This window comes from Nostoc sp. C052 (assembly GCF_013393905.1).
Lineage (GTDB): Bacteria > Cyanobacteriota > Cyanobacteriia > Cyanobacteriales > Nostocaceae > Nostoc.
The window spans coordinates 3,724,853-3,744,685 of sequence record NZ_CP040272.1; the positions used below are offsets into that span (position 1 = coordinate 3,724,853).

Annotated in this window: 17 protein-coding genes and 1 pseudogene; 7 read left to right on the forward strand and 11 right to left on the reverse strand. The window is 40.5% G+C overall.

What is annotated here, in order from left to right; all coding sequences use genetic code 11:
• Nucleotides 1-419 precede the first annotated feature (419 nt).
• Nucleotides 420-2,621: a PAS domain S-box protein gene (locus FD723_RS15210; RefSeq protein ID WP_256875187.1), complete on the forward strand. Its 2,202-nt coding sequence runs from the start codon at nt 420-422 to the stop codon at nt 2,619-2,621.
• 21 nt (nt 2,622-2,642) lie between these two features.
• On the opposite strand, the gene FD723_RS15215 is transcribed toward FD723_RS15210, so the two are convergent.
• Nucleotides 2,643-2,939 (reverse strand): hypothetical protein, encoded by a 297-nt coding sequence (locus FD723_RS15215; protein WP_179066059.1) that lies wholly within the window; start codon nt 2,937-2,939, stop codon nt 2,643-2,645.
• Between the two features lie 677 nt (nt 2,940-3,616).
• On the opposite strand from FD723_RS15215, the gene FD723_RS15220 reads away from it, so the two are divergent.
• Together FD723_RS15220 and FD723_RS15225 are read left to right on the forward strand one after the other, a co-directional pair.
• Nucleotides 3,617-4,495: a phosphodiester glycosidase family protein gene (locus FD723_RS15220; RefSeq protein ID WP_256875188.1), complete on the forward strand. Its 879-nt coding sequence runs from the start codon at nt 3,617-3,619 to the stop codon at nt 4,493-4,495.
• 211 nt (nt 4,496-4,706) lie between these two features.
• Nucleotides 4,707-5,018 (forward strand): threonine dehydratase, encoded by a 312-nt coding sequence (locus FD723_RS15225; RefSeq protein ID WP_179066060.1) that lies wholly within the window; start codon nt 4,707-4,709, stop codon nt 5,016-5,018.
• Between the two features lie 56 nt (nt 5,019-5,074).
• Here the strand turns inward: FD723_RS15225 and FD723_RS15230 are convergent, their stop codons facing one another.
• From FD723_RS15230 to FD723_RS15255, 6 genes are all read right to left on the reverse strand, one after another.
• The gene (locus FD723_RS15230; RefSeq protein ID WP_218651826.1) at nt 5,075-5,251 is read right to left on the reverse strand and encodes a hypothetical protein; all 177 of its coding nucleotides are present in this window, start codon (nt 5,249-5,251) and stop codon (nt 5,075-5,077) included.
• A gap of 49 nt (nt 5,252-5,300) precedes the next feature.
• Nucleotides 5,301-5,510, reverse strand: coding sequence for a hypothetical protein (locus FD723_RS15235; RefSeq protein ID WP_179066062.1), 210 nt, complete (start codon nt 5,508-5,510; stop codon nt 5,301-5,303).
• Between the two features lie 551 nt (nt 5,511-6,061).
• Nucleotides 6,062-7,327, reverse strand: coding sequence for a hypothetical protein (locus tag FD723_RS15240; protein ID WP_179066063.1), 1,266 nt, complete (start codon nt 7,325-7,327; stop codon nt 6,062-6,064).
• Nucleotides 7,328-7,342: 15 nt separating this feature from the next.
• Complete coding sequence (locus FD723_RS15245; protein ID WP_179066064.1) at nt 7,343-8,566, reverse strand: decarboxylase; 1,224 nt, start codon at nt 8,564-8,566, stop codon at nt 7,343-7,345.
• Nucleotides 8,567-8,595: 29 nt separating this feature from the next.
• On the reverse strand, nt 8,596-10,371 hold the full coding sequence (locus FD723_RS15250) for an asparagine synthetase B (RefSeq protein WP_179066065.1): 1,776 nt from the start codon (nt 10,369-10,371) through the stop codon (nt 8,596-8,598).
• A 9-nt stretch (nt 10,372-10,380) separates the two neighbouring features.
• Nucleotides 10,381-11,004 (reverse strand): DUF3859 domain-containing protein, encoded by a 624-nt coding sequence (locus FD723_RS15255; RefSeq protein WP_179066066.1) that lies wholly within the window; start codon nt 11,002-11,004, stop codon nt 10,381-10,383.
• A gap of 353 nt (nt 11,005-11,357) precedes the next feature.
• On the opposite strand from FD723_RS15255, the gene FD723_RS15260 reads away from it, so the two are divergent.
• Nucleotides 11,358-12,389, forward strand: coding sequence for a VOC family protein (locus tag FD723_RS15260; RefSeq protein ID WP_179066067.1), 1,032 nt, complete (start codon nt 11,358-11,360; stop codon nt 12,387-12,389).
• 292 nt (nt 12,390-12,681) lie between these two features.
• On the opposite strand, the gene FD723_RS15265 is transcribed toward FD723_RS15260, so the two are convergent.
• Both FD723_RS15265 and FD723_RS15270 read right to left on the reverse strand, forming a co-directional pair.
• Complete coding sequence (locus tag FD723_RS15265; RefSeq protein WP_179066068.1) at nt 12,682-12,936, reverse strand: hypothetical protein; 255 nt, start codon at nt 12,934-12,936, stop codon at nt 12,682-12,684.
• A 794-nt stretch (nt 12,937-13,730) separates the two neighbouring features.
• Nucleotides 13,731-14,315: pseudogene (locus FD723_RS15270) on the reverse strand (Uma2 family endonuclease).
• A 153-nt stretch (nt 14,316-14,468) separates the two neighbouring features.
• On the opposite strand from FD723_RS15270, the gene fni reads away from it, so the two are divergent.
• The 3 genes from fni (at nt 14,469) to FD723_RS15285 (ending at nt 18,256) form a co-directional block, all read left to right on the forward strand.
• On the forward strand, nt 14,469-15,539 hold the full coding sequence (gene fni, locus FD723_RS15275; protein WP_179066069.1) for a type 2 isopentenyl-diphosphate Delta-isomerase: 1,071 nt from the start codon (nt 14,469-14,471) through the stop codon (nt 15,537-15,539).
• Nucleotides 15,540-15,680: 141 nt separating this feature from the next.
• Nucleotides 15,681-17,516 carry a signal peptide peptidase SppA gene (gene sppA, locus FD723_RS15280; RefSeq protein WP_179066070.1) on the forward strand — a complete coding sequence of 612 codons (1,836 nt, stop codon included), beginning with the start codon at nt 15,681-15,683 and terminating at the stop codon, nt 17,514-17,516.
• Between the two features lie 5 nt (nt 17,517-17,521).
• Nucleotides 17,522-18,256, forward strand: coding sequence for a glutathione S-transferase family protein (locus FD723_RS15285; RefSeq protein ID WP_256875189.1), 735 nt, complete (start codon nt 17,522-17,524; stop codon nt 18,254-18,256).
• A gap of 233 nt (nt 18,257-18,489) precedes the next feature.
• Here FD723_RS15285 and FD723_RS42815 read toward each other — a convergent pair whose 3' ends face one another.
• Both FD723_RS42815 and FD723_RS15290 read right to left on the reverse strand, forming a co-directional pair.
• On the reverse strand, nt 18,490-18,618 hold the full coding sequence (locus tag FD723_RS42815; protein ID WP_256875190.1) for a hypothetical protein: 129 nt from the start codon (nt 18,616-18,618) through the stop codon (nt 18,490-18,492).
• Between the two features lie 182 nt (nt 18,619-18,800).
• Nucleotides 18,801-19,697 (reverse strand): prohibitin family protein, encoded by an 897-nt coding sequence (locus FD723_RS15290; RefSeq protein WP_179066071.1) that lies wholly within the window; start codon nt 19,695-19,697, stop codon nt 18,801-18,803.
• Nucleotides 19,698-19,833 lie beyond the last annotated feature (136 nt).

Sequence of the window (19,833 nt, forward strand, 5' to 3'; positions counted from 1 at the left end):
CCAATCTTTACCCTGGCTCCTGTGACAACGGCAATCATACCCCGTAAATCGGCAGTTTGCTGACGCTTGCGAAGTTAAGATTTCCACACTCAATACAGGGTCTAGTGTAAAAGCTCTGACCCTGTAAAAAAGTTGTCTTGCAGACAATGCAACGTGGTAGTTTGGTCATTAGTCATTTTTGGTATTGTTACCTACTCTCTGTTAATAGGAAACTTCTCTGAGCTAAACTGCATTGCCCACATTACTGTAAAAATGAATTTATATTAAAAATTAGCGGATTTATTTGTGACTATTATGTATAAATCATCATCCCAAAAAATCCAGATATTTACAACTATAATAGATTGTATTTTGCTACCAGTGTTATCAAAATCCTTAAAATATTCTCAGTATTTGTTTCTAATCTTTAATCTTAACTAATGGAGGTAATCTGCGGCAGAAGGGGCGATCGCATGAGCAAAAAATGGTATCGAGTCCAAAAGCTAAAAGCAATATTCGTCCTAGCATTGGCAGTTGTATTTACTAATGCTGTAGTTTCATATAGCAACACTGTGAAGCTGATTCACAATCAGCAATGGGTAACAGACTCATATCAATTTATTACCCAAGTTGAAAGTATCCAATTTGCACTTAAAGATACTGAAACTGCACAACGTAATTATCTAATTACAGCAGATGCAGAGGATCTAAAAACCTATCTTGCAGCTAATCAACAAACTAATAGCAATGTTCAGATTCTCACTAAGCTAAGTGCTAAAAATCATCAAAAGCAGCAGTGGATTTCTTTGCTGGAACCAAAAATTACCACCAGGCTGAAAATTCTCCAACAAGAAATCTACCTCAGACAAAACCAAGGATTAGAAGCAGTTCAGCAACTAATCTTATCCGATCGAGATAAGCAAATCGGTAAAGAAATCCAACAACTGATTCACGACTCTTTAAAGGCAGAGCAAAATTTGTTACACCAGGGGATGCAGCAGTCACAAGCAAGTTCCCAAAAGGCAATAGTGACATTTTTTATCGCTGCTATTGTGGATTTGGTGCTGGTGGCGCTGCTATATGATTTGTTGTGGCGTTATATCAGGCAGCTTCAGCAAACGGAACTGGCCCTACGCCAAAGCGAAAATCGTTTACGAGCCATGATAGATGCAGAACCAGAATGCATCCAGTTAATTGCCAGGAATGGCACCCTTTTAGAAATTAATGCAGAAGGGTTGGCAATAATGGAAGTGGAAAGTGCTGATGTATTAATTGGTAAACCAATTGATGCTGTAATTTTACCAGAGTATAGAGCCGCCTTTGCCGACCTGCATAAAAGTGTCTGCCAAGGTAATAAGGGGACTTTGGAGTTTGAAATGGTGGGATTTCAAGGTACTCATCGCTACATGGAAACTCATGCTGTACCACTGCGTAACGAATCTGATGGTACGTTCATCCATTTGGCACTGACGCGAGATATAACCCAGCAAAAACAGGCAGAACAGAAAATCCGCGAACAAGCAGCGCTGCTGGATGTATCAACTGACGCGATTCTGGTGCGAAATATCCACAACCAAATTTTATTTTGGAATCAAGGTGCTGAACGTCTATATGGCTGGAAGGCTGAGGAAGTTATAGAGAAAAATGTTTTACAAGTTTTGTATAAAGAGATTTCACCAGAGTTAGAAGATGCTTATTTGAAGGTGATAAATACAGGTGAGTGGCGGGGTGAGTTGCATCAACTAACCAGGGAAGGCAAAATAATTATCGTTGAAAGTCGGTGGACACTGATCCGACATCATCATGGCCAACCCAAATCCATTTTGAGTGTGAACACTGAGATTACGCAACAGAAACAACTAGAAGCTCAACTTTTGCGATCGCAACGTTTAGAGAGTATCGGTACTCTCGCTGGCGGTATCGCCCATGACCTCAACAATATACTATCTCCAATTTTAATGTCAGTTCAACTGTTGCAGAAGAAATTGCCCGATTCGCAGAGTCAGCAAATACTGCAAACTTTAGAAAATAATGTGAAACGCGGTGCTAATTTGCTCAAGCAAGTGTTATCTTTTGCACGAGGTATTGAAGATAAACGGATAATTGTGCAAATTCAGCCTTTGATGGCAGAAATTGAGCAAATTATCGCTCAAACATTCCCCAAATCCATTGTTTGCCAGATAGATATCCCAAAAAATCTCTGGTATGTTCGTGGAGACATTACTCAACTACATCAGGTGCTAATAAACTTGGTAATCAATGCCCGCGATGCTATGCCCAATGGCGGTATTTTAAGGATTGCGGCGGAAAATCTAGTGATTGGCGAACATTCTGCCCAGATAAACATCGATGCGAAAGTAGGTTCTTATATTGCGATCGTGGTTACGGATACTGGTATGGGGATGTCGTCGGAAGTCCAGCAACGAATTTTTGAACCATTTTTCACTACCAAAGAGATAGGTAAAGGTACAGGTTTAGGACTTTCTACGGCGCTGGGTATTATTAAAAATCACGGTGGTTTTGTCAATGTTTATAGTCAAGTAGGCAGAGGTACTCAATTTACAGTGTACTTACCTGCCTCTACATTCAGAGATACACATTCGCTGTCTCAAGAAATAAAATCAGTTATAGGAGATGGTTAATTAATTTTAGTGCTAAAAGTATCACAGACTACAAATAATCCTATCAACCAAAACTTTCTGTCCACATTGGAAATGAAAACAGTCTAATTTAGTCGTCAACCGGAAGTTTAACAAATCATAGCGAGGTGAAGCATCTGGATAACTTGCTCTTGGTGGGATATCGAGTGCTTCGATTGGACAACCGCCAATTGTGGAATCTGGAGTCAACCTAAAACTAAAGCCCGGTAATTCAAGGCGCTTCACTACAACATTCCGCAAATGGCGAGAATTATGAATAATAAACTCTACTTCAACTTCGATAGCAGTTAGAAACTCCATGAGTTTAGGGAAGTAAATAAAAAGTTTGAATACTTCTGGATTATTTTTTAAAAAAAGTAAATTTTGGAATATTAAAAACCTGCAAATTCGCTAGAGTTCGGCAGTTTTTTTAGTTTAATAGAAATAAAAAATATCAGTTAATATGATATGCCGTTATCACTATTGTCTTGTCTGGACTATATACAGACTCAACTCTTGGGTATTCGTTATGAATCCACCATACTTTTATTCTATTAGACTGTGCAGGTGCGCTACCTGAGATTGAATACCCTGCTTGAGTCATTAAGGTTGCAAAACTATTTGAGTCGAGAACTGTACTTTTTAATTGCTTTTAGTCCCTGTATTTGATGTCTGTACCACACGTCGTTGTTTCAGTCCTTATGAGATATGAGGTGTTTTGCAACGCCTTTTTGGAAAATTAGCACGTAGTTGCTTACTAGCTTCAATCTTTATGAGGGGTAAGGTGTTTTGCAACGATATAAATAGTATCGGGTAAGTAACGGGTAAATGTCAAGTAGAAAGTCTTTAGAATGCTTATACAGCAAGGTGTGTGGTAGTTATAATCGAGTAGGGCTTTTGAGAGCATTTTTACCATCAGCCAAAAATTAGCGATTTTTCAGCTTAAAGTATTTTAATTAAATCAACTTTGTTTGAGCTAACCACAAGTGAGTTTAAATGTGAGGAAAATCAAACTACTGGCTTTGATATTAATTAGTTTGGCAATGGTGTTATGGTTTAATTTGCGTTCTTCAACGCCATCAATACCGACTATTGCAGCTTCACCACCAAAAACTATCCGCTACTTAGAACGCACTTTACCCCAAAGCATCGCTCACATCCTATTGATTCCAGCCAATAGCAGATTTTTGGTAACTCCTGCACTATCAGAGAAGGTAGCCACTGTAGAGGAATTTGCTCAGAAGCATCAAGCCACAGCTATTTTGAATGCAGGCTTTTTTGACCCAGCCAACCAAAAAACTACATCTTATGTTGTCATACAAGGTAAGTTGATAGCTGACCCTAAGGAAAACGAACGGCTGGTGAACAATCCCAACTTAAAACCTTATCTGGGTCAAATACTTAATCGTACAGAATTCCGCCGCTACTTATGTGGGCAAACTATCCGCTATTCCATTGCTCTACATAGTCAGTCACCACCAGCAGGTTGTCAGTTAGTCGATGCTATAGGTGCTGGTCCACGCCTATTACCACAACTCTCGTTAGTAAAAGAGGGCTTTGTGGATAATGCTAATAAACGAGATGCACTTGGCAGTAACCAACCTAATGCCAGAACTGCCGTAGGTATCACTCGTGATGGTAGTGTTGTTTTAGTTATGGTGGCTCAAAAACCCTCGGCTCCCAGTACCTCTGGGATATCTTTGCCAGGATTAGCTGATTTGATGAAAACCCTTGGTGCTGAACAAGCGATGAATCTGGATGGAGGGAGTTCGTCTTCGCTTTATTACAAGGGCAAAACCTTTTACGGGAAGGTTGATTTGGAGGGAAATTCTATCAAGCGTCCGGTTAAATCGGTTTTGCTGGTTCAGGAAAACTAGGAATCATGACGCTCATAAGGAAAATTCGATACCATAGTTTATTTTGATTCTTCTGGCATCCTGGGCAGATAACCTCTACGAGACAAATATAATACTTGCGTAAGTCCTAGTTTAGCTATACCTATCCACTGGTAGATTTTTGCCATAGCACCCATTCTGCGATCGCAATTGGGTCACAATATATAGATAGGCAATCATTGAAGGTGGTGTCATGCTTCGGCTAACTCAAGCTATTAGGAACTTTTTCCTTCGCGTTGAAGGCTTGTTTGGTGTTTTATTCCAAAGTTTTTCTAATTTTTTCGGAAATATATTTGGTTTTTTTGCCAAGCTTTTCGGATTCACTAGTTCTGGTTATTTCTTGGAATCTGATGAGGTGCAAGGTATAAAACAAGCTGCTGCTAAACAGCCAATTGAAACGAACCCTGATAACACTAGTAAAATTTCTACCACTAACCGCCGTCGTCCTAATGCCAAGCTTGACGACTACTACCTCAACATGGCTCGTGATGTGAAAAAGAACTGACAAAAGACATCAATTGAAGAGTGATATTTTAGTAATGCGTTCACCGTAGACGATCGCTATTGCGCGATCGCACTACCCATTTTTTCCCTCAGAATTTTATAAATTATTGTCGCCTGCACTGGTGTAATGTGAGTGTGCGAAAACCATCCAGCCGCAATTAACAGATTTGTCTGTGCGTAGGCTAGCAAAACCGCAGGTATTACACCTTTAATAAAAATTTTGTCCAGCCTCAAGCTGGACAAGAGCTAGAAATATTTTTGAGATTGAATATTTACTTGATTTTTAACTTACTAAATCAACCAAAGCGTTACTATGAAAGCGAACTATAGATGAGACTGAGCAACCACGATAATTCTCAGAGGTGAATACTGATAGTGTGATATTAGCTTGACCGGGATCTAGTATGCGTTTTACCTTGCAGGTTTGCATTTTGTTGTTGCAGTAAGCAATAATGCGATCGCCAGCCTTGACTTCCAACGCTTGAATTTTCAATTAATACCAACCTTGCCCAGGAATTTGCTTAGTTAAAGGAAAAACATATTGCTACATTTCAATTCTTTAACAATAGCAATGTTTATTTAAGTATAACACAAAAATTAAAACCTGAAAATGGTATCAATTTCATCTTGATAATGTCAAGCTTATTCATGCTCAAAACCTGTACTAAGTAGGTCGGCGTAATAGAATTATCGTTGGGATAAGGCAGGGGACCGGGAGCAGGGGGAAAGAGAGTTTGAGCCTTGTTTACTTCTCTTTACACAGTTTGGTTTTATTGTGCCGACTTACTTATTAAATCCTGGATTTTCAGAAAATGGGTAAATCTGAGAAACAATCATCGATGAAAGGCGATCGCCAAATCCAAATTTTTTGAACACTGTACGGTAATCGAAACAAAATCTAATACACTTGGGTTAAGGGATACTGACAACAATTTTGGGTTTTCGAGACGCGATAAATCGCCGTCTCTACAAGTGGTTTGTTGCTCATTCTGAACTGTATTTAAATAAAACCCAGATTCCAGAAATTTTATTTAATACATATTCCTAACCAAAACTTTGAACAACGTACATATCATTTCCTGTATCGCCGACTAAAAGCAAGCTACTGTCATCACCTTCTAAATTTTGGCTGCCAGCAATACCTTTTTGCAGAACTTTAATTATTCTTTGGGGAGTAAAAGATTCCAATTCCACAAATTTTCCAGATTCTAACCATGCTAATTCTTCAGCAAATAAACTTTGACGTATTTCTTCAGGCAATTGTTTAGCTGCTTGCGCCGACTCTGGAGAGGATTGAATAAACATTCCACGTTTGGTAGCGATAATTTGACGTGGCGTTAGTCCAATATCAATAATCACAATCTCACTATTGAGAAACCAATTAGCATTGGTTCTCAACTTATGAACTAAACCAATGCCTCGTGGATTGCAATCATGCACTGCATAGACTTTCAAATCGGGATTGCGGCGCAGCATTTGCATTGTGGTGTCAAAAATGCTTTGAGGATATCCAGTAATGCTGAGAATTGCACAGTTGTTTTCAAAGTGGAAATTATTAGCAATTAATAGTTGAGCAATACTAGCACTATCACAAACGACTAATCTATCAAAACTGTAAGCGGTTACATCAGGATTAATTGTAGCTGGTTTATTTTCCTGCTTTGGAGAAGGAAGAATTTTGAGAATTGAACCATTGATTTGCTGCCAACGGTTTAGCCAATCTTGAACCTGAGATTCAGAAAATAAAAATTCCTGTGTTACTAATACGATTCTACCTGACTGTCGAGTTCCTAAGTATATCGATAGCATCCCCATACTAACGAAAATAACAAATATAGCAAATGAATTCACATTGATACTAAATAAAATCCCTCCCGCAAGAATGATTCCTCCTAAAATTTGCAAAGCCTTGGCATTTGATTGGCGATCTTTGTTATTGAGTTTACTAGACCTACTAGATTTTAAAAAATTTATAATAAGAATAAAACTGAAAATAAACGGAACTATAAAATAACTAGGAATGGCTGTAAAAAAGCTAATCATTAAAAATGGAACTAACCAGCCAAATCCTGAAAAGGATTTAGCCCTCAGACGATTATCTAGAAAATAAAGCAGTTGCTTGGGTGTAAAAAATAAGGTGTTATTTGCAGAAATGTCAGCGATCGCTTTTGCAAAAAAAGGATCAGTAATCTTAACTTTACTCATACTGGTCGGTTCAAAAGCAAAGGGATGATTGCATTTTAGACACCGACCTTGATTAGCTGTCCGCTCTTTTAATTTATTGTCAGTTCCGCAGTTAATACACTTCATAATGGTTTTTTGACGTTAGTTATCTAGCACCTGATTTGTTAATAAAACGCTGTAGTCTTCTCGCTGGCGAATCAGGCGGTGTGTACTATTTTCTAGCAAGACTTCCGCAGGTTTGGGGCGGTGTAAAAAGTGAGACGACATCGCATAACCATAAGCACCGACATCTAAAATGGCAACGATATCACCAATTTCTAGCGCCGGGAGTTGGCAATTTTTCCCCAGGTAATCTCGTGAATATGTGGTGTTACCACAAATATCAGTTGTGAATGGATTGTCTACTTGTTTCCAAGTGACGATTTCTCGGTAGCCGCCGTGTACTGAAGGTACTGAAAGATTTGCAACGGTGGTATCAACTCCAACAATCTGTTTTTCTCCTTGCCATTTTACCGAAACAACTTGAGCAAGCAAAGTTGCACATCCGGCGATCGCACTTCGTCCCGGTTCAATTACCAAATCAATTTTCCGTCCTAAACGAGTAATTCTCTCGGTTAATTCAGCCCCAAATATTTCCCAGTCAAAGGCTATTTTGTTGTGATGATATGGATAGCCAAAACCACCACCAAAATCTAAATATTCCCAATCTGGTAACTTTTGGGCTGTGGCGATTACTGTATCAATCACCTCGGTAAAAGCTGCTGTGGCGTTAGTTCCCGTACCTCGATAGAAGTGTAAACCACTTAGTTTTAATCCCACGTCACCAGTTATAGCGATCGCATCACCAAATTCCTCTGGACGTACACCAATGCGGCTATCTCCGGTAATTTCCGGCAAATTAAGCCGTAAACCCAGGCGAATATATTCCTCTCTGCCTTTGGGCAAAACTTCGCAGCACAATTGCAACTGAGCCAGACTATCGAGATTGAGAGTTGTAATTCCCCAATTCAGGACTTGTAGCATCTCAGTCCGATTCAAATTACTGCCGCTATAAACAATCTCACTCGGATTGAAACCAGCTTGCAATCCTAAATAAATATCTCCTGGTGTATTGGCGTGAAGTCCCCACCCAAATGAACGAAAAATTTTTAATAGCGCAATGTTGCCATTGGTAACGCTGGCAAAGCGAAATTGCGTGCGCGGATAACTGACTGCTTTGTTAATCCGCTTAATAGTTTCGCCCAAGCGATAGCCATTATAAACATAAAGTGGAGAACCGTAAGTACTCAGTAACTCCTGGGCAAGTTTCCCAGAAAATGGCGGACCAAGGGAATTTTGCAAATCATAAAAGTTCTTGCTCTCCATAACTTCAAGTTAGTTGCTCCGTCTATCAATTACGAATTAAGAATTTTTTTGTAATTTTTCCATAGCCAACGATTTAACCAAAAGGGATGATCCCAAGAATGTTTGCTTAGTTCTTCATTTAAAACATGCGATCGCCAAAGTTGCCACATAATTAGTAACCAGAGTGTTTCACCAATCCGCCGGCCTTGAATAGCCGCTCCTAGTTTGCCTTCAACGATTTGTGCCGCAATGTGAGGATAAAAATGATTATGAGTGCGAAGTATTTCTGGATTGAGCCAGATGCCGAGTTGATGCCAAAAATCATTTAAACACCAAGAAGTTAAGGGAACCCCCATACCACGTTTTTGTCGCCAGACAATTTCGGGTGGCAGCCAATTTTCTACAGCCCGTTTGAGGATATATTTTTCACAAGCACCCTGCAAACAGAGTTCTCCAGAGAGGCGGAATGTCCATTCAGCTAGAGGTAAATCACAAAAAGGCGATCGCACCCACAAACCATGAGCAAACCCCAATGCAGTTGCACGGGGATGGATATTCTGCGCTCCTTTGAGCATCAAACTAGCACGGCGGAGGCGATGTAGCAAAGATGGACACTCATTGCGATCTAAAGCCGCCAATAACCAATCTTCAGGATGCAAATTTTGGATCTGTGCATAAACCTCCGGCTGATAAACTTGAGATTCGTATCCCCCAAGACGGTGAAAGGTACGGAAATATTGCTGGATAAAACTTTCCTGTCCGGCGGGATTTTCTGCTTGATAAACACCTGCGGCAATTAAAGGTTTATTCGTCCAACCGGCAAATAATTGATCTCCACCTTCGCCATTAAAAATTACCTGAGTTTCCTGACTCGCTCTCTCTGACAGAAGATATAAAGGCACACACACGCCATCGCCAAAAGGTAAATCCAATGCTTGCACAGTTGGAATTAGGGCATTCTCGATCGAACTTGGGTTTGCTGCAACTTTAATTAGCGGAATTTTGAGAAACTCGGCAACTTGTTCAGAGTATGGATATTCTGGAATCCCTGCGTTACCAAAATCTAAAGTGTAGGCGCGGACTTTCACCCCTGCTTGTACCAGCAGCGCCGCCACCACTGAAGAATCGAGTCCGCCAGAGAGAAACACCCCGACAGGTTCATCTTTTAAATCGGCAATTTGTCGCTCAATGGAGTCTTTAAGGAGAGTTTGCAATTCAGTAATTGCTGTAGCTTCATCTGTTAACTGTTCTGACGCTTCCCGCCACGAGTGGATTTTTTTAGATTCAGGTGTTTGCAGAATACCTGATTGGCGATCGCTCTGCCAAACTAATTCAGTTCCTGCTGTCACTGCAAATACTCCATTAATAGGAGTTAAGGGTGTGGGAACGTAAGAAAAACAGCTATAGCCATATAACCCAGGAATGCTAACTTCTGACTGTTGCAAAATCGGTAAAAGTAATTGCAGTTGGGATGCAAACCAAATTATTTGTCCTTGCACAGTCCAATACAAAGGCATCTTTCCGAAAGGTTCTCTTCCCAAAATTAGGCAGTTGTTTTCCTGGAGACTTACCCAAGCGTCGGGTGAACTGAATAATCCTGATGCTGAGATGGCAGCAATTTGATTTTGTTGCAGTGGGGGATTTTCATCAAGTCCTATATAAACAACATTCCAGATGGAAAAAGGATAATTTTTTTGTGCAGACAACTTTAAAGCCTTTCTCCTTTTAGGCGAGAGGTTTTCCACAACATTAGTTAACAGCGCTTCCAACTCGTGTTGAGTGCCGTAACCCCAATAGCCAAGAAAGTGATGCGGGATGTTGCCCATCTGGACTATTTATTTAACTTCAAAAGTTTCATCGCTAATTTGTCGACCTTCTAGGAACATCTGCACTTTCCAATTACCAACATTTGCAGCCGAGTTAATAGTGTAGCGACACTGCGTATCCCAAACAGATGTATTAATCTCGCGGGTTTGATAGTTGTTTTGCTTGACAATTTGACCACTTGGGTCAGTCCAATTACAAGATAGAGACAGCTTTTTACCCAAAGGTGCATCCTTTAATGTGACACGATACAACACTTCTCGATTAGTTTGGCGGGAAATTGTCTTTAAGTTCTCGCTACTATTTTGTCCCAAAGTGATGCGGTCTTGTTGAGCAGAAACACGAGAAAGTGCAGAATTTTGCTGCTGCATAAAAAATATTGTAGATGCAATGACGACCACTACAACTGCCACTACTCCAAAAGTAATCCATCGATCCCGACGTTGCTGTACCTCCAGTGTTTGGCGGCGATTTAACTGAATCAGCGCTTCATCTAGTAACTCTGGCGGTAAATTCAACTCTTGTAAAATTTCTCTCACCTGTTGTTGGTCTAATTCTGCATCCCGACGCAATTGCAGCCCTTGTACTTCTGTGACTATTTGTGATAATTGCTCTTGAGTCAATCGCTGCGCCATAGCTTAACTCCTGTTAAAAAAACTTGATTGCGATCGCTAATTAGGTGTAATCAGAAGAATTTTGAACTTTATATATTATTAGACATCTCCAGAAATTAAATATGCGTTATCCAGAATCCTTGTAGAGACGTAGCACTGCTACGTCTCTACATTTATTTTCACCAGATGTCTATTAGATATCTCACTTTTGTAAGTACATCATAAGCTACAAAAAAAGGTTGTTGTTTTTCAGATTCTTTCTGAGATACTTTTGTAAACACTTCCTTTGCTTTACTTCGTTGCGCTCGCAATGACATATCGTAAGTGATTTAGCGGACATGATATAACTCCTAACTCAGCACTCAGCACTCATTATGACTCACGAACAACAAACCGCTATTGAAGGTATCTATGAAGTCTGCATCGGCATCCCAGAGCCAATTTCTGCAATTCAGTATTGGGAGCAATTTGGCTATCGCATTGGTGAAGTGGGTGAATTAACCGCAGATGTAGCCCATCAATTATATGGAGTGAATTCGTCTTTACGCTCAATTCGCCTATACCACCAAAATGCAGATCATGGTTTGATTCGGCTGATGGTTTGGCAAAATCCCACCCATGAAGGTTTGGGAACAGCGTCAATGAAAATTAAAGGAAATCGTTGGGCAACAAGCTTAACTACGGATGTTTTAAGTATCTTAAATCATATAGAAGATGCAAAGGCAGCAGGTTTCCCTATTAGGTACTCTAACCCTTATTGGGAAGTCATCTACAACAAAGAGAGGAAAAGTCGTCCTTTTATTGAGCCAGCAGTTGGTGTGCGAGAAATGTTGCTGCTGCAACCCTTAGCTAGACAAGTTTTGTTTCAACGGTTTGGCTATACACTACCGCATTACGGACAAGTTAACCAGAATGCGGCACTCAAGACTAGTCAGTTTACCCACATGGGGATTATTGTTCAAGATGATAGCAAAGAAACCCTGAAGTTTTATGAAGAAGTTTTGGGTTTGCTGCGTGTGCGGGATGATGTCGAAACTAGCTATGAATCTTCGCCAGCCGGTAAAGATATTTTTGACCTTAATCCTGGTGAAAAGTTTATTGTCACTACCTTTGACGATCCTCGTTCTTCTCAGTCTGACCTCATGGCGACACGTAGCGGTAGACTTTATGTGATTCGATTTCCAGAATCCATTGATTTAGAATCGCGCTTTGAGGCAGCCCAACCGGGTAGTTTAGGTATGTCTTTATATACCTATCGGGTTAAGGGAATACAGGAATATTGCGATCGCATCAAGGCAAGTACTGCCCAAAAAGTTACAGACATCATTAGTAATGAATTTGGCGAGACGAGTTTCTCTTTTGTCTCACCAGATGGTTATTTCTGGACTTTGGTAGAAGGTAAATAACTTGGTAAGGAACATGGATTAAATAAGATGCAAAACTTCATCCTGTCTCTAGCTTCCCTCTCCAATATACTCGGAGAGAGATTGAGGTTGAGGTAAACCAGGGACATAAATTGTATGTTATTTAATTCTTATTCCTAAAAGCGATGGGGGAGAATCATAATTTTCCCCCTGCCTCCTGACTTGAAAGAGTCATTTACTATTTGTCCCCCTTGTACCCCTTTCACACAAGGCTGTGAACTTGTTTCATCAAGACTGCTCCCTGGCCCTTTGCCTCTTTCCAATGCCCATTATTTCAAACTTCTTTATTTTCACTAATAGCCAGTTGCTTTTTACTGTGTTTCAGCTGTTTCCAAAGTGCTTTAATTTGCTCGTAAGCTTCATCCTGAGACAGTTTTCCCCCTGTTTCTAGGCAGGTGATGTAACTAATTTTTTGGGCAAATTCTTGGAGATTAGCATTGAACACTAAGTTTTCTGGCTGGAATTTACCATAATACCGACTACGAGGATAGAGAAAGTTGTTTTTGTCTTGCGAGTTAGATTCTGGCATAAGTTTACTCCTGTAATTCTTTGTTAAATTTATAGACTTAATTTTGATCTGTGTGTAAATACACACTGGAAAATTTAAATTCCAGAAAAATTGAATATTCTTAGGTTTAAAGATTAAGTTAACGCAGGATAGAAAAGTAGTTAACTGTGGAAAATACTGAAATCAAAAGCGAAATAGCATTTTTAGTAAGTAAAATAGCATTTTTCTTGCGGAAAACACCAATCAATATGGTGAAGAAGGCTTCATTAGGGGTATAAAGGTATAAGGGTGTAGGGGCTAAATTATCTAATATTGTGGGGTGGGCATCTTGCCATAGGTGTCAAGTTAAGCTCAAACTGACTATGCAAATAAGCATTTATGCTCAAAAACTCGGTTTGAAAGGGACAAAAAACGAACTTTTTCAGGGACTATTAATGCTTTGTTTATTAGCATTACTCCCAGCTTGCGTATAACAGTTAGAAAAAGTTCACCTTTATACTTCGTTCCTAACAAAACCCATCGTTGACAAATGGGTTTTAACCTTAAATTGACACTAATGGCATCTTGCCCGCTCAGTCAATATGCTACCGTGTATGCACAAGTTATGGAATCACAACTAGTCTGTCGAATTACCCCACCCTAACCCTCCCCTTATACCTCCCCTTATAAAGGCTACGGTGTACACACAAGTTATCGAATCACTACCAGTCCTCGAATTACCCCATCCTAACCTTCCCGATGTATTGGGGAGGTGGGATAAAAAATATTTGACACATCAATTATGACTTTTCAAACATGCTCTTAGTAGTTAGGTTTTATTTCTCAATCAACTCAAAATTCACCCGTTCGTAAATATCACACAAGGTAATTTGAAATTCGATAGAATCTAATACTAAAACTGTATCTTCACCTTCATATTCTTTAAAAATCCATTGACCTTCTGCTTGCTTTGCAAATTGTTCCACAGCAAAACTATACTGGTCAATCATGATATATTCTTGAAAACCAGGAATTGAACCATAATATTTAAAATTATCTGTTTTATCATAATTTTTAGTTGAATTTGATAAGACTTCAACAATTAATAAAGGATTAGTGATAATTGTTTTACCTGTTCCCTCGTAAATAGGCTTATCTTTGATGACTATAATATCAGGATAAGTATAAATGTGATGACGAGGTATTGATAATTTTACATCGCCTATGTAAATATCATAATCTTGCCCTTGCACTGTCAAGGGAAACTTGCGACAAAAATTAAGTGCAATTTTGTTGTGGTTGGTTGTTCCCCCTGTCATCTGTATGATTTATCCGTCTCTGTATTCATTTTTATATTCAGCCTTCTCTTCTAATTCCAAATATTCTTCTGGGGTGTAGCGCTTTTCTGTTTGTAAAACCATATTAATTAACTCATAAAATGAGTGAATGGGTATGTTATCAATAGCGTAACGTACCCGAAAGATAGCGAAAATAAATATTTTTGTTATACAAATACGGTTGCAGACAATGTAACAATAGCGATCGCAAGCAAATACTTTTAGTCATACCTACCAGTGAACGCCCCTACCAACATCTCTGCACAAACTCAGAATCGCAAAGCCGATCACATTCGGATCTGTTTAGAGGAAGATGTTCAGTCTCACCAAATTACCAATGGACTGGAACGTTATCGCTTTACCCATTCTTGCTTACCCGAACTCAATCACAGCGATATTGATATCAGTACAACTTTCCTGGGGAAACATCTTGGCGCACCCTTGTTAATTTCTTCCATGACTGGTGGAACAGAACAAGCCGCAATCATTAACCAACGTTTGGCGCAAGTCGCGCAACACTACAAAATTGCAATGGGTGTTGGTTCCCAGCGAGTCGCGGTAGAAAAACCCCAGGTGGCTGATACTTTTGCTGTCCGCAAGTATGCGCCCGATGTTCTATTATTTGCGAACTTGGGGGCTGTGCAACTTAACTACAAGTACGGCTTAGATGAATGTTTGCGGGTAGTTGACATTCTAGAGGCTGATGCCCTGATTTTACACATTAACCCTCTACAAGAATGCATTCAACCCCAAGGTGATACTAATTTTCGGGGTTTGCTTGACAAGATTTCTAAATTATGCAGCAAGCTACCAGTACCAGTGATTGCAAAAGAAGTTGGTAACGGCATTTCCGCAGCGATCGCACAGAAACTAATTGCCGCCGGAGTAGCAGCCATTGATGTCGCTGGTGCGGGGGGTACTTCTTGGGCAAAAGTAGAAAGCGAACGGGCAGAAAGTCCCTTACAACGTCGTTTAGGGATGACATTTGCCGATTGGGGTTTACCGACGGCAGAATGCATTACAACTATTAGAGCGATGTCTACGACGGGCTACGCCTACGCTCCAGATGTGCCTTTAATTGCTTCAGGAGGTTTGCGGCATGGATTGGATGTCGCTACAGCGATCGCTTTGGGAGCCGATATCGCTGGTTTAGCAATGCCTTTTCTGCAAGCAGCAGCAACATCAGAGACAGCAGTAGCCGAACTTGCTGAAGTATTAATCGCCGAAATTACCACAGTCTTATTTTGTACTGGCAACACTACCTTGTATCAGTTAAAGCACTCTGGTAGTTTACAGCGCATAGAATAAGTAAATGGGACATTAGTCATTAGTCCTTTGTCATTTGTAAATGACAAAGGACTAATGCCCCTCAAAAGTGCTGTTAGCTATCCGCTAACAGAACTATTTTGCCCAATCCCCAATCTCCAATCCCCAATAACTAAATAACTAATGCGTAATTTTATCAAACAAACTTTTGCTAGTGTAATTGGCACTTTACTAGGATTAATTATTTTCGGTGGTTTAGGAACCACTGGACTTTTCTTGCTGATATTGGCTGCTAGCTCCTCTAAAGATAGTGGGCCAAATGTGAAAGATAAGTCAATGCTAGTTTTTGACTTGTCAATGAAAATTACTGATAGCGAACCTAGTTCAAGTGAACTGTTTCAAAACACGATATCAGGTGTAGAGGACGATAGAATAGCACTCCGCAAAGTTTTGGAAACTTTAGAAAAGGCGCGGCGCGATCCGCGAATTGTCGGAATCTATCTGGATGCAACGAACGCAAGCCAAGGTGGTAACGTCGGCTATGCCTCCCTGAAAGAAGTTCGGAAAGCACTGGAGGAATTTCGCGCTGCGGGAAAAAAGATTGTCGCTTATGGCAGTGATTGGAGTGAAAAGGAATATTACGTTAGTTCAGTGGCAGATTCCATCATACTTAATCCTCTGGGAATGATGGAAGTCAACGGTTTGAGTTCACAACCAATGTTCTTAGCAGGAGCATTACAAAAGTATGGCATTGGTGTTCAAGTCGTGCGGGTAGGGAAATTTAAAGGAGCCGTTGAGCCGTTTATCCTCAACAAGTTGAGTCCAGCAAACCGCGAACAAACTCAGAAATTGTTGGATGATGTTTGGGGAGAATGGCGCATTGCTGTAGGCGCAAGTCGAAAAATTGAACCTAACCAGTTACAGGCGATCGCAGATAATCAGGCACTATTAGAAGCCACACAAGCCAAAACTAGCGGTTTAGTCGATCAAGTACAATACCCTGATGAAGTGGTAGCAGACCTGAAAAAGTTGACAGATAGCGATAAAGAAGACAAAACATTCCGACAAATTAGCCTAAATAGCTACGCACAAGTTTCTGGTAAATCTTTGGGTGTAGAACGTAGCTCCAAAAATCAAATAGCCGTGGTTTATGCTGAGGGTGAAATTGTCGATGGTAAAGGTGATGATGGACAAGTAGGAGGCGATCGCTTTGCCAAAATCTTCAACAAACTACGACAAGATAAAGACGTGAAGGCTGTTGTCTTACGAATTAACAGTCCTGGTGGTAGTGCTACCGCCGCCGAAGTTATGCAGCGAGAGGTGAAATTAACTCGTGAGGTAAAACCAGTTGTAGTATCAATGGGCGATGTCGCCGCCTCTGGTGGTTATTGGATTGCTAGCGACTCAAATCGCATTTTTGCAGAACCAAATACTATTACAGGTTCCATAGGAGTATTTGGGATGCTATTTAATGGGCAAAAGCTGGCTAATAATAATGGCATTACTTGGGATTCAGTGAAAACCGGACGTTATGCTGATAGTCAAACAGTTTCGCGTCCGAAATCGCCTCAAGAGTTGGAACTTTATCAGCGCAGTGTTAACCGTATTTATAGTATGTTTCTGAATAAAGTTTCTCAAGGTCGCAAACTCCCAGAACAAAAAGTAGCAGAAATTGCCCAAGGACGGGTGTGGTCGGGTGAGGCGGCCAAAGAAATTGGTTTAGTGGATGAAATTGGTGGTTTGAATACTGCGATCGCATACACTGCCAAACAGGCGAAACTAGGAGAAGACTGGGAAGTGCAAGAATATCCTCGCACTAGCAGTTTTGGAGAACGCTTTTTTGGGCGTGCAACCGAAGAGGCGCGGACTGCTTTAGGGATTGAGTCGGCGAAACTCAAATCAGCCAATCCTATCACCACTGAATTCCAAAAATTACAACAGGAAATAGAGACTCTGCAAAAGATGAACGATCCACAAGGAATTTATGCCCGCTTGCCTTTCAACTTAAAAATTGATTAGATGCTTTGTCTTCATCAAAGAGTCGCCCAGAAGCCTACACTGTACTGTACTTAGTCACTGTAGAGCAGTCACATAACAATAAGCTACCAAAAGAGAAACGTTTTATGATAACTGTGCATCATCTTAACAACTCGCGATCGCAGCGTGTGCTATGGCTGCTCGAAGAATTAGGTATCGAATACGAGATCAAGTTCTATGAACGCGATGCAAAGACGATGCTGGCACCAGAATCGCTGCGCCAAGTTCATCCTCTCGGCAAGTCACCAGTGATCACAGATGCAGACTCGACGATTGCTGAATCAGGGGCGATCGTCGAATACCTAATCGATCGCTACGGTAATGGTCGGCTAGTCCCAGCATCGAGTACGCCGGAGTATCTGCGCTATAAGTATTGGCTACATTACGCCGAAGGCTCGGCAATGCCCCTGCTAGTGATGCAGTTGGTATTGAACAACTTCGGAGCAGGAGAAAGTAGTGTGGTTAGCGGATTCGTCGCACCCCAGATCAAACTTCACTTTGACTATATAGAAAGCGAACTTCATAAAAATACGTGGTTTGCGGGTGAAGAATTTACCGCCGCCGATATCCAAATGAGCTTTCCTTTGGAAGTCATCGCTATACAACCCAAAGAAGTTGAGAGCCGGCCAAAGCTGAAAGAATTTGTCGAGCGCATTCAAACGCGACCTGCTTACAAACGCGCCCTTGAGCGTGGAGGTAAATATGACTTCTCCTCTCAATAATTTAGGAAAATAACAACAAAAATTTAGGAAAATAACAACAAAGTTACGTCGCAACTCTTGGAGACGTTGCGCTATGAGTGGGGTTTGTACCCAAAATTAATTTATCAAGTCAGATATTCTCGTTTACAAATCACTTTACAGATTAAAAAAGATTCCCAACTTGTCAAAGAAGTCGGGAATCTGAGCCTTAGAGCGATACCTACGCTGCTCTAAAATTAAGTCAAAATCCAAAATTACTTGCCGTTGCCGTTATTACCATTGCCATTGCTGTGAATGACACGTTCAGCGAGTTTTTCTGGCACTTCCTGGAGATGGTCATATTCCCAGTGGAAGGAACCAACGCCCAAGGTGAGCGATCGCATCTCTACTCACATCACAAATAATGTATACATTATGTACAACCTAAATCGTGTCGAGCAAAATTCGTAAGCAGATTTATATTGAACCACGTCAAGAGCATCTACTAAAGGCGATCACTCAACAAGCGGGTGTAAGTAAATGAAGCAAAGATTATTCGTCAAGCCATTGACCTGATTAGAAAATTTTAGGGCTTTGAGGCTCCTGTTTCTGGCTGGATCAAAATAGGCACTGCGCCTTTTTCAGAACCAATAATTACAAGCTTAGAATTATTAGATTGAGCTAGCTTTTCTGTGGCTTCGATCGCTCGTAATTGTAGCACTTGATTGGTAAGTCCACCAGAGATAATTTTTTGCGAATCAGCTATACCTCGCGCTTCAATAAGCTTTCTTTCTGCCTCTTGACGCTCTTTCTCTAAAACAAATTTCATCTGCTGATTTTCTTGCTCTGTCTTGAGTTTGTTTTGAATTGCAGCTTGTAGAGTATCAGGCATTTTGACGTTTCGTAAAAGAGCTTCTTCAACGATGAAACCCAAAACTGGTATCTCCTGGGTAAGTTGTTGATCAATTTTTTGGGCGATTTCTTGGCGTTTGGTAGAGTAAATAGCACTGGCTGGGTAATTTGCCGTGATGGCGCGGACAGTAGAGCGGAATCTGGAAATCACCAGTTGTGTTTCATCAGTTCCAATTGTTTTATATACTGTAGCTGCCTTTTGCGGATCGAGCTTGTACTGAAGACTGACATCAAGATTTAGGCTCAAACCTTCTTGGGATGTTGCATCTACATTTTCCTTTACATCCTTAAGGCGAGTAGAAAAATTCAGCACCTTGCTAAAGGGGTTAAGCAAGTGGACACCAGGATTAAGAGTAATTTCGGAAACCTCACCAAAGAAATTGACGACACCGACATTACCAGGTGGGACAATCACCAAAAGCCTAGAAAAAGAATTCAGTACTGCAATACTGCCAATCAATATCATAATTGTGCGTATTGCTAAACGTGACCTTTCATCAGATATCCTACCTGTATAGAGATAGACGAGAATTGCAATTAAGCTAGTTACAAGAGAGACTATAAAGCCCATAAGTTTTTTGTGTGTGCTTAGGACGAATATACTTAATCACATAATTCCCAAACACTTTTATAAAACTCATATCATTTCAGACAAGTTAGCGGTTTACGAATCCTTTTACAGATTAAAAAAGATTCCTGAATTCTGA

Excerpts from the sequence above, each read along its gene's own strand:
- FD723_RS15260 (WP_179066067.1), top strand. The coding sequence starts at position 11,358 with ATGACTCACGAACAACAAACCGCTATTGAAGGTATCTATGAAGTCTGC.
- FD723_RS42815 (WP_256875190.1), bottom strand. The coding sequence starts at position 18,618 with ATGCGATCGCTCACCTTGGGCGTTGGTTCCTTCCACTGGGAATATGAC.
- FD723_RS15245 (WP_179066064.1), bottom strand. The coding sequence starts at position 8,566 with ATGGAGAGCAAGAACTTTTATGATTTGCAAAATTCCCTTGGTCCGCCA.
- FD723_RS15240 (WP_179066063.1), bottom strand. The coding sequence starts at position 7,327 with ATGAAGTGTATTAACTGCGGAACTGACAATAAATTAAAAGAGCGGACA.
- FD723_RS15210 (WP_256875187.1), top strand. The coding sequence starts at position 420 with ATGGAGGTAATCTGCGGCAGAAGGGGCGATCGCATGAGCAAAAAATGG.
- FD723_RS15250 (WP_179066065.1), bottom strand. The coding sequence starts at position 10,371 with ATGGGCAACATCCCGCATCACTTTCTTGGCTATTGGGGTTACGGCACT.
- sppA (WP_179066070.1), top strand. The coding sequence starts at position 15,681 with ATGCGTAATTTTATCAAACAAACTTTTGCTAGTGTAATTGGCACTTTA.
- FD723_RS15215 (WP_179066059.1), bottom strand. The coding sequence starts at position 2,939 with ATGGAGTTTCTAACTGCTATCGAAGTTGAAGTAGAGTTTATTATTCAT.
- FD723_RS15255 (WP_179066066.1), bottom strand. The coding sequence starts at position 11,004 with ATGGCGCAGCGATTGACTCAAGAGCAATTATCACAAATAGTCACAGAA.
- FD723_RS15290 (WP_179066071.1), bottom strand. The coding sequence starts at position 19,697 with ATGGGCTTTATAGTCTCTCTTGTAACTAGCTTAATTGCAATTCTCGTC.
- FD723_RS15225 (WP_179066060.1), top strand. The coding sequence starts at position 4,707 with ATGCTTCGGCTAACTCAAGCTATTAGGAACTTTTTCCTTCGCGTTGAA.
- FD723_RS15265 (WP_179066068.1), bottom strand. The coding sequence starts at position 12,936 with ATGCCAGAATCTAACTCGCAAGACAAAAACAACTTTCTCTATCCTCGT.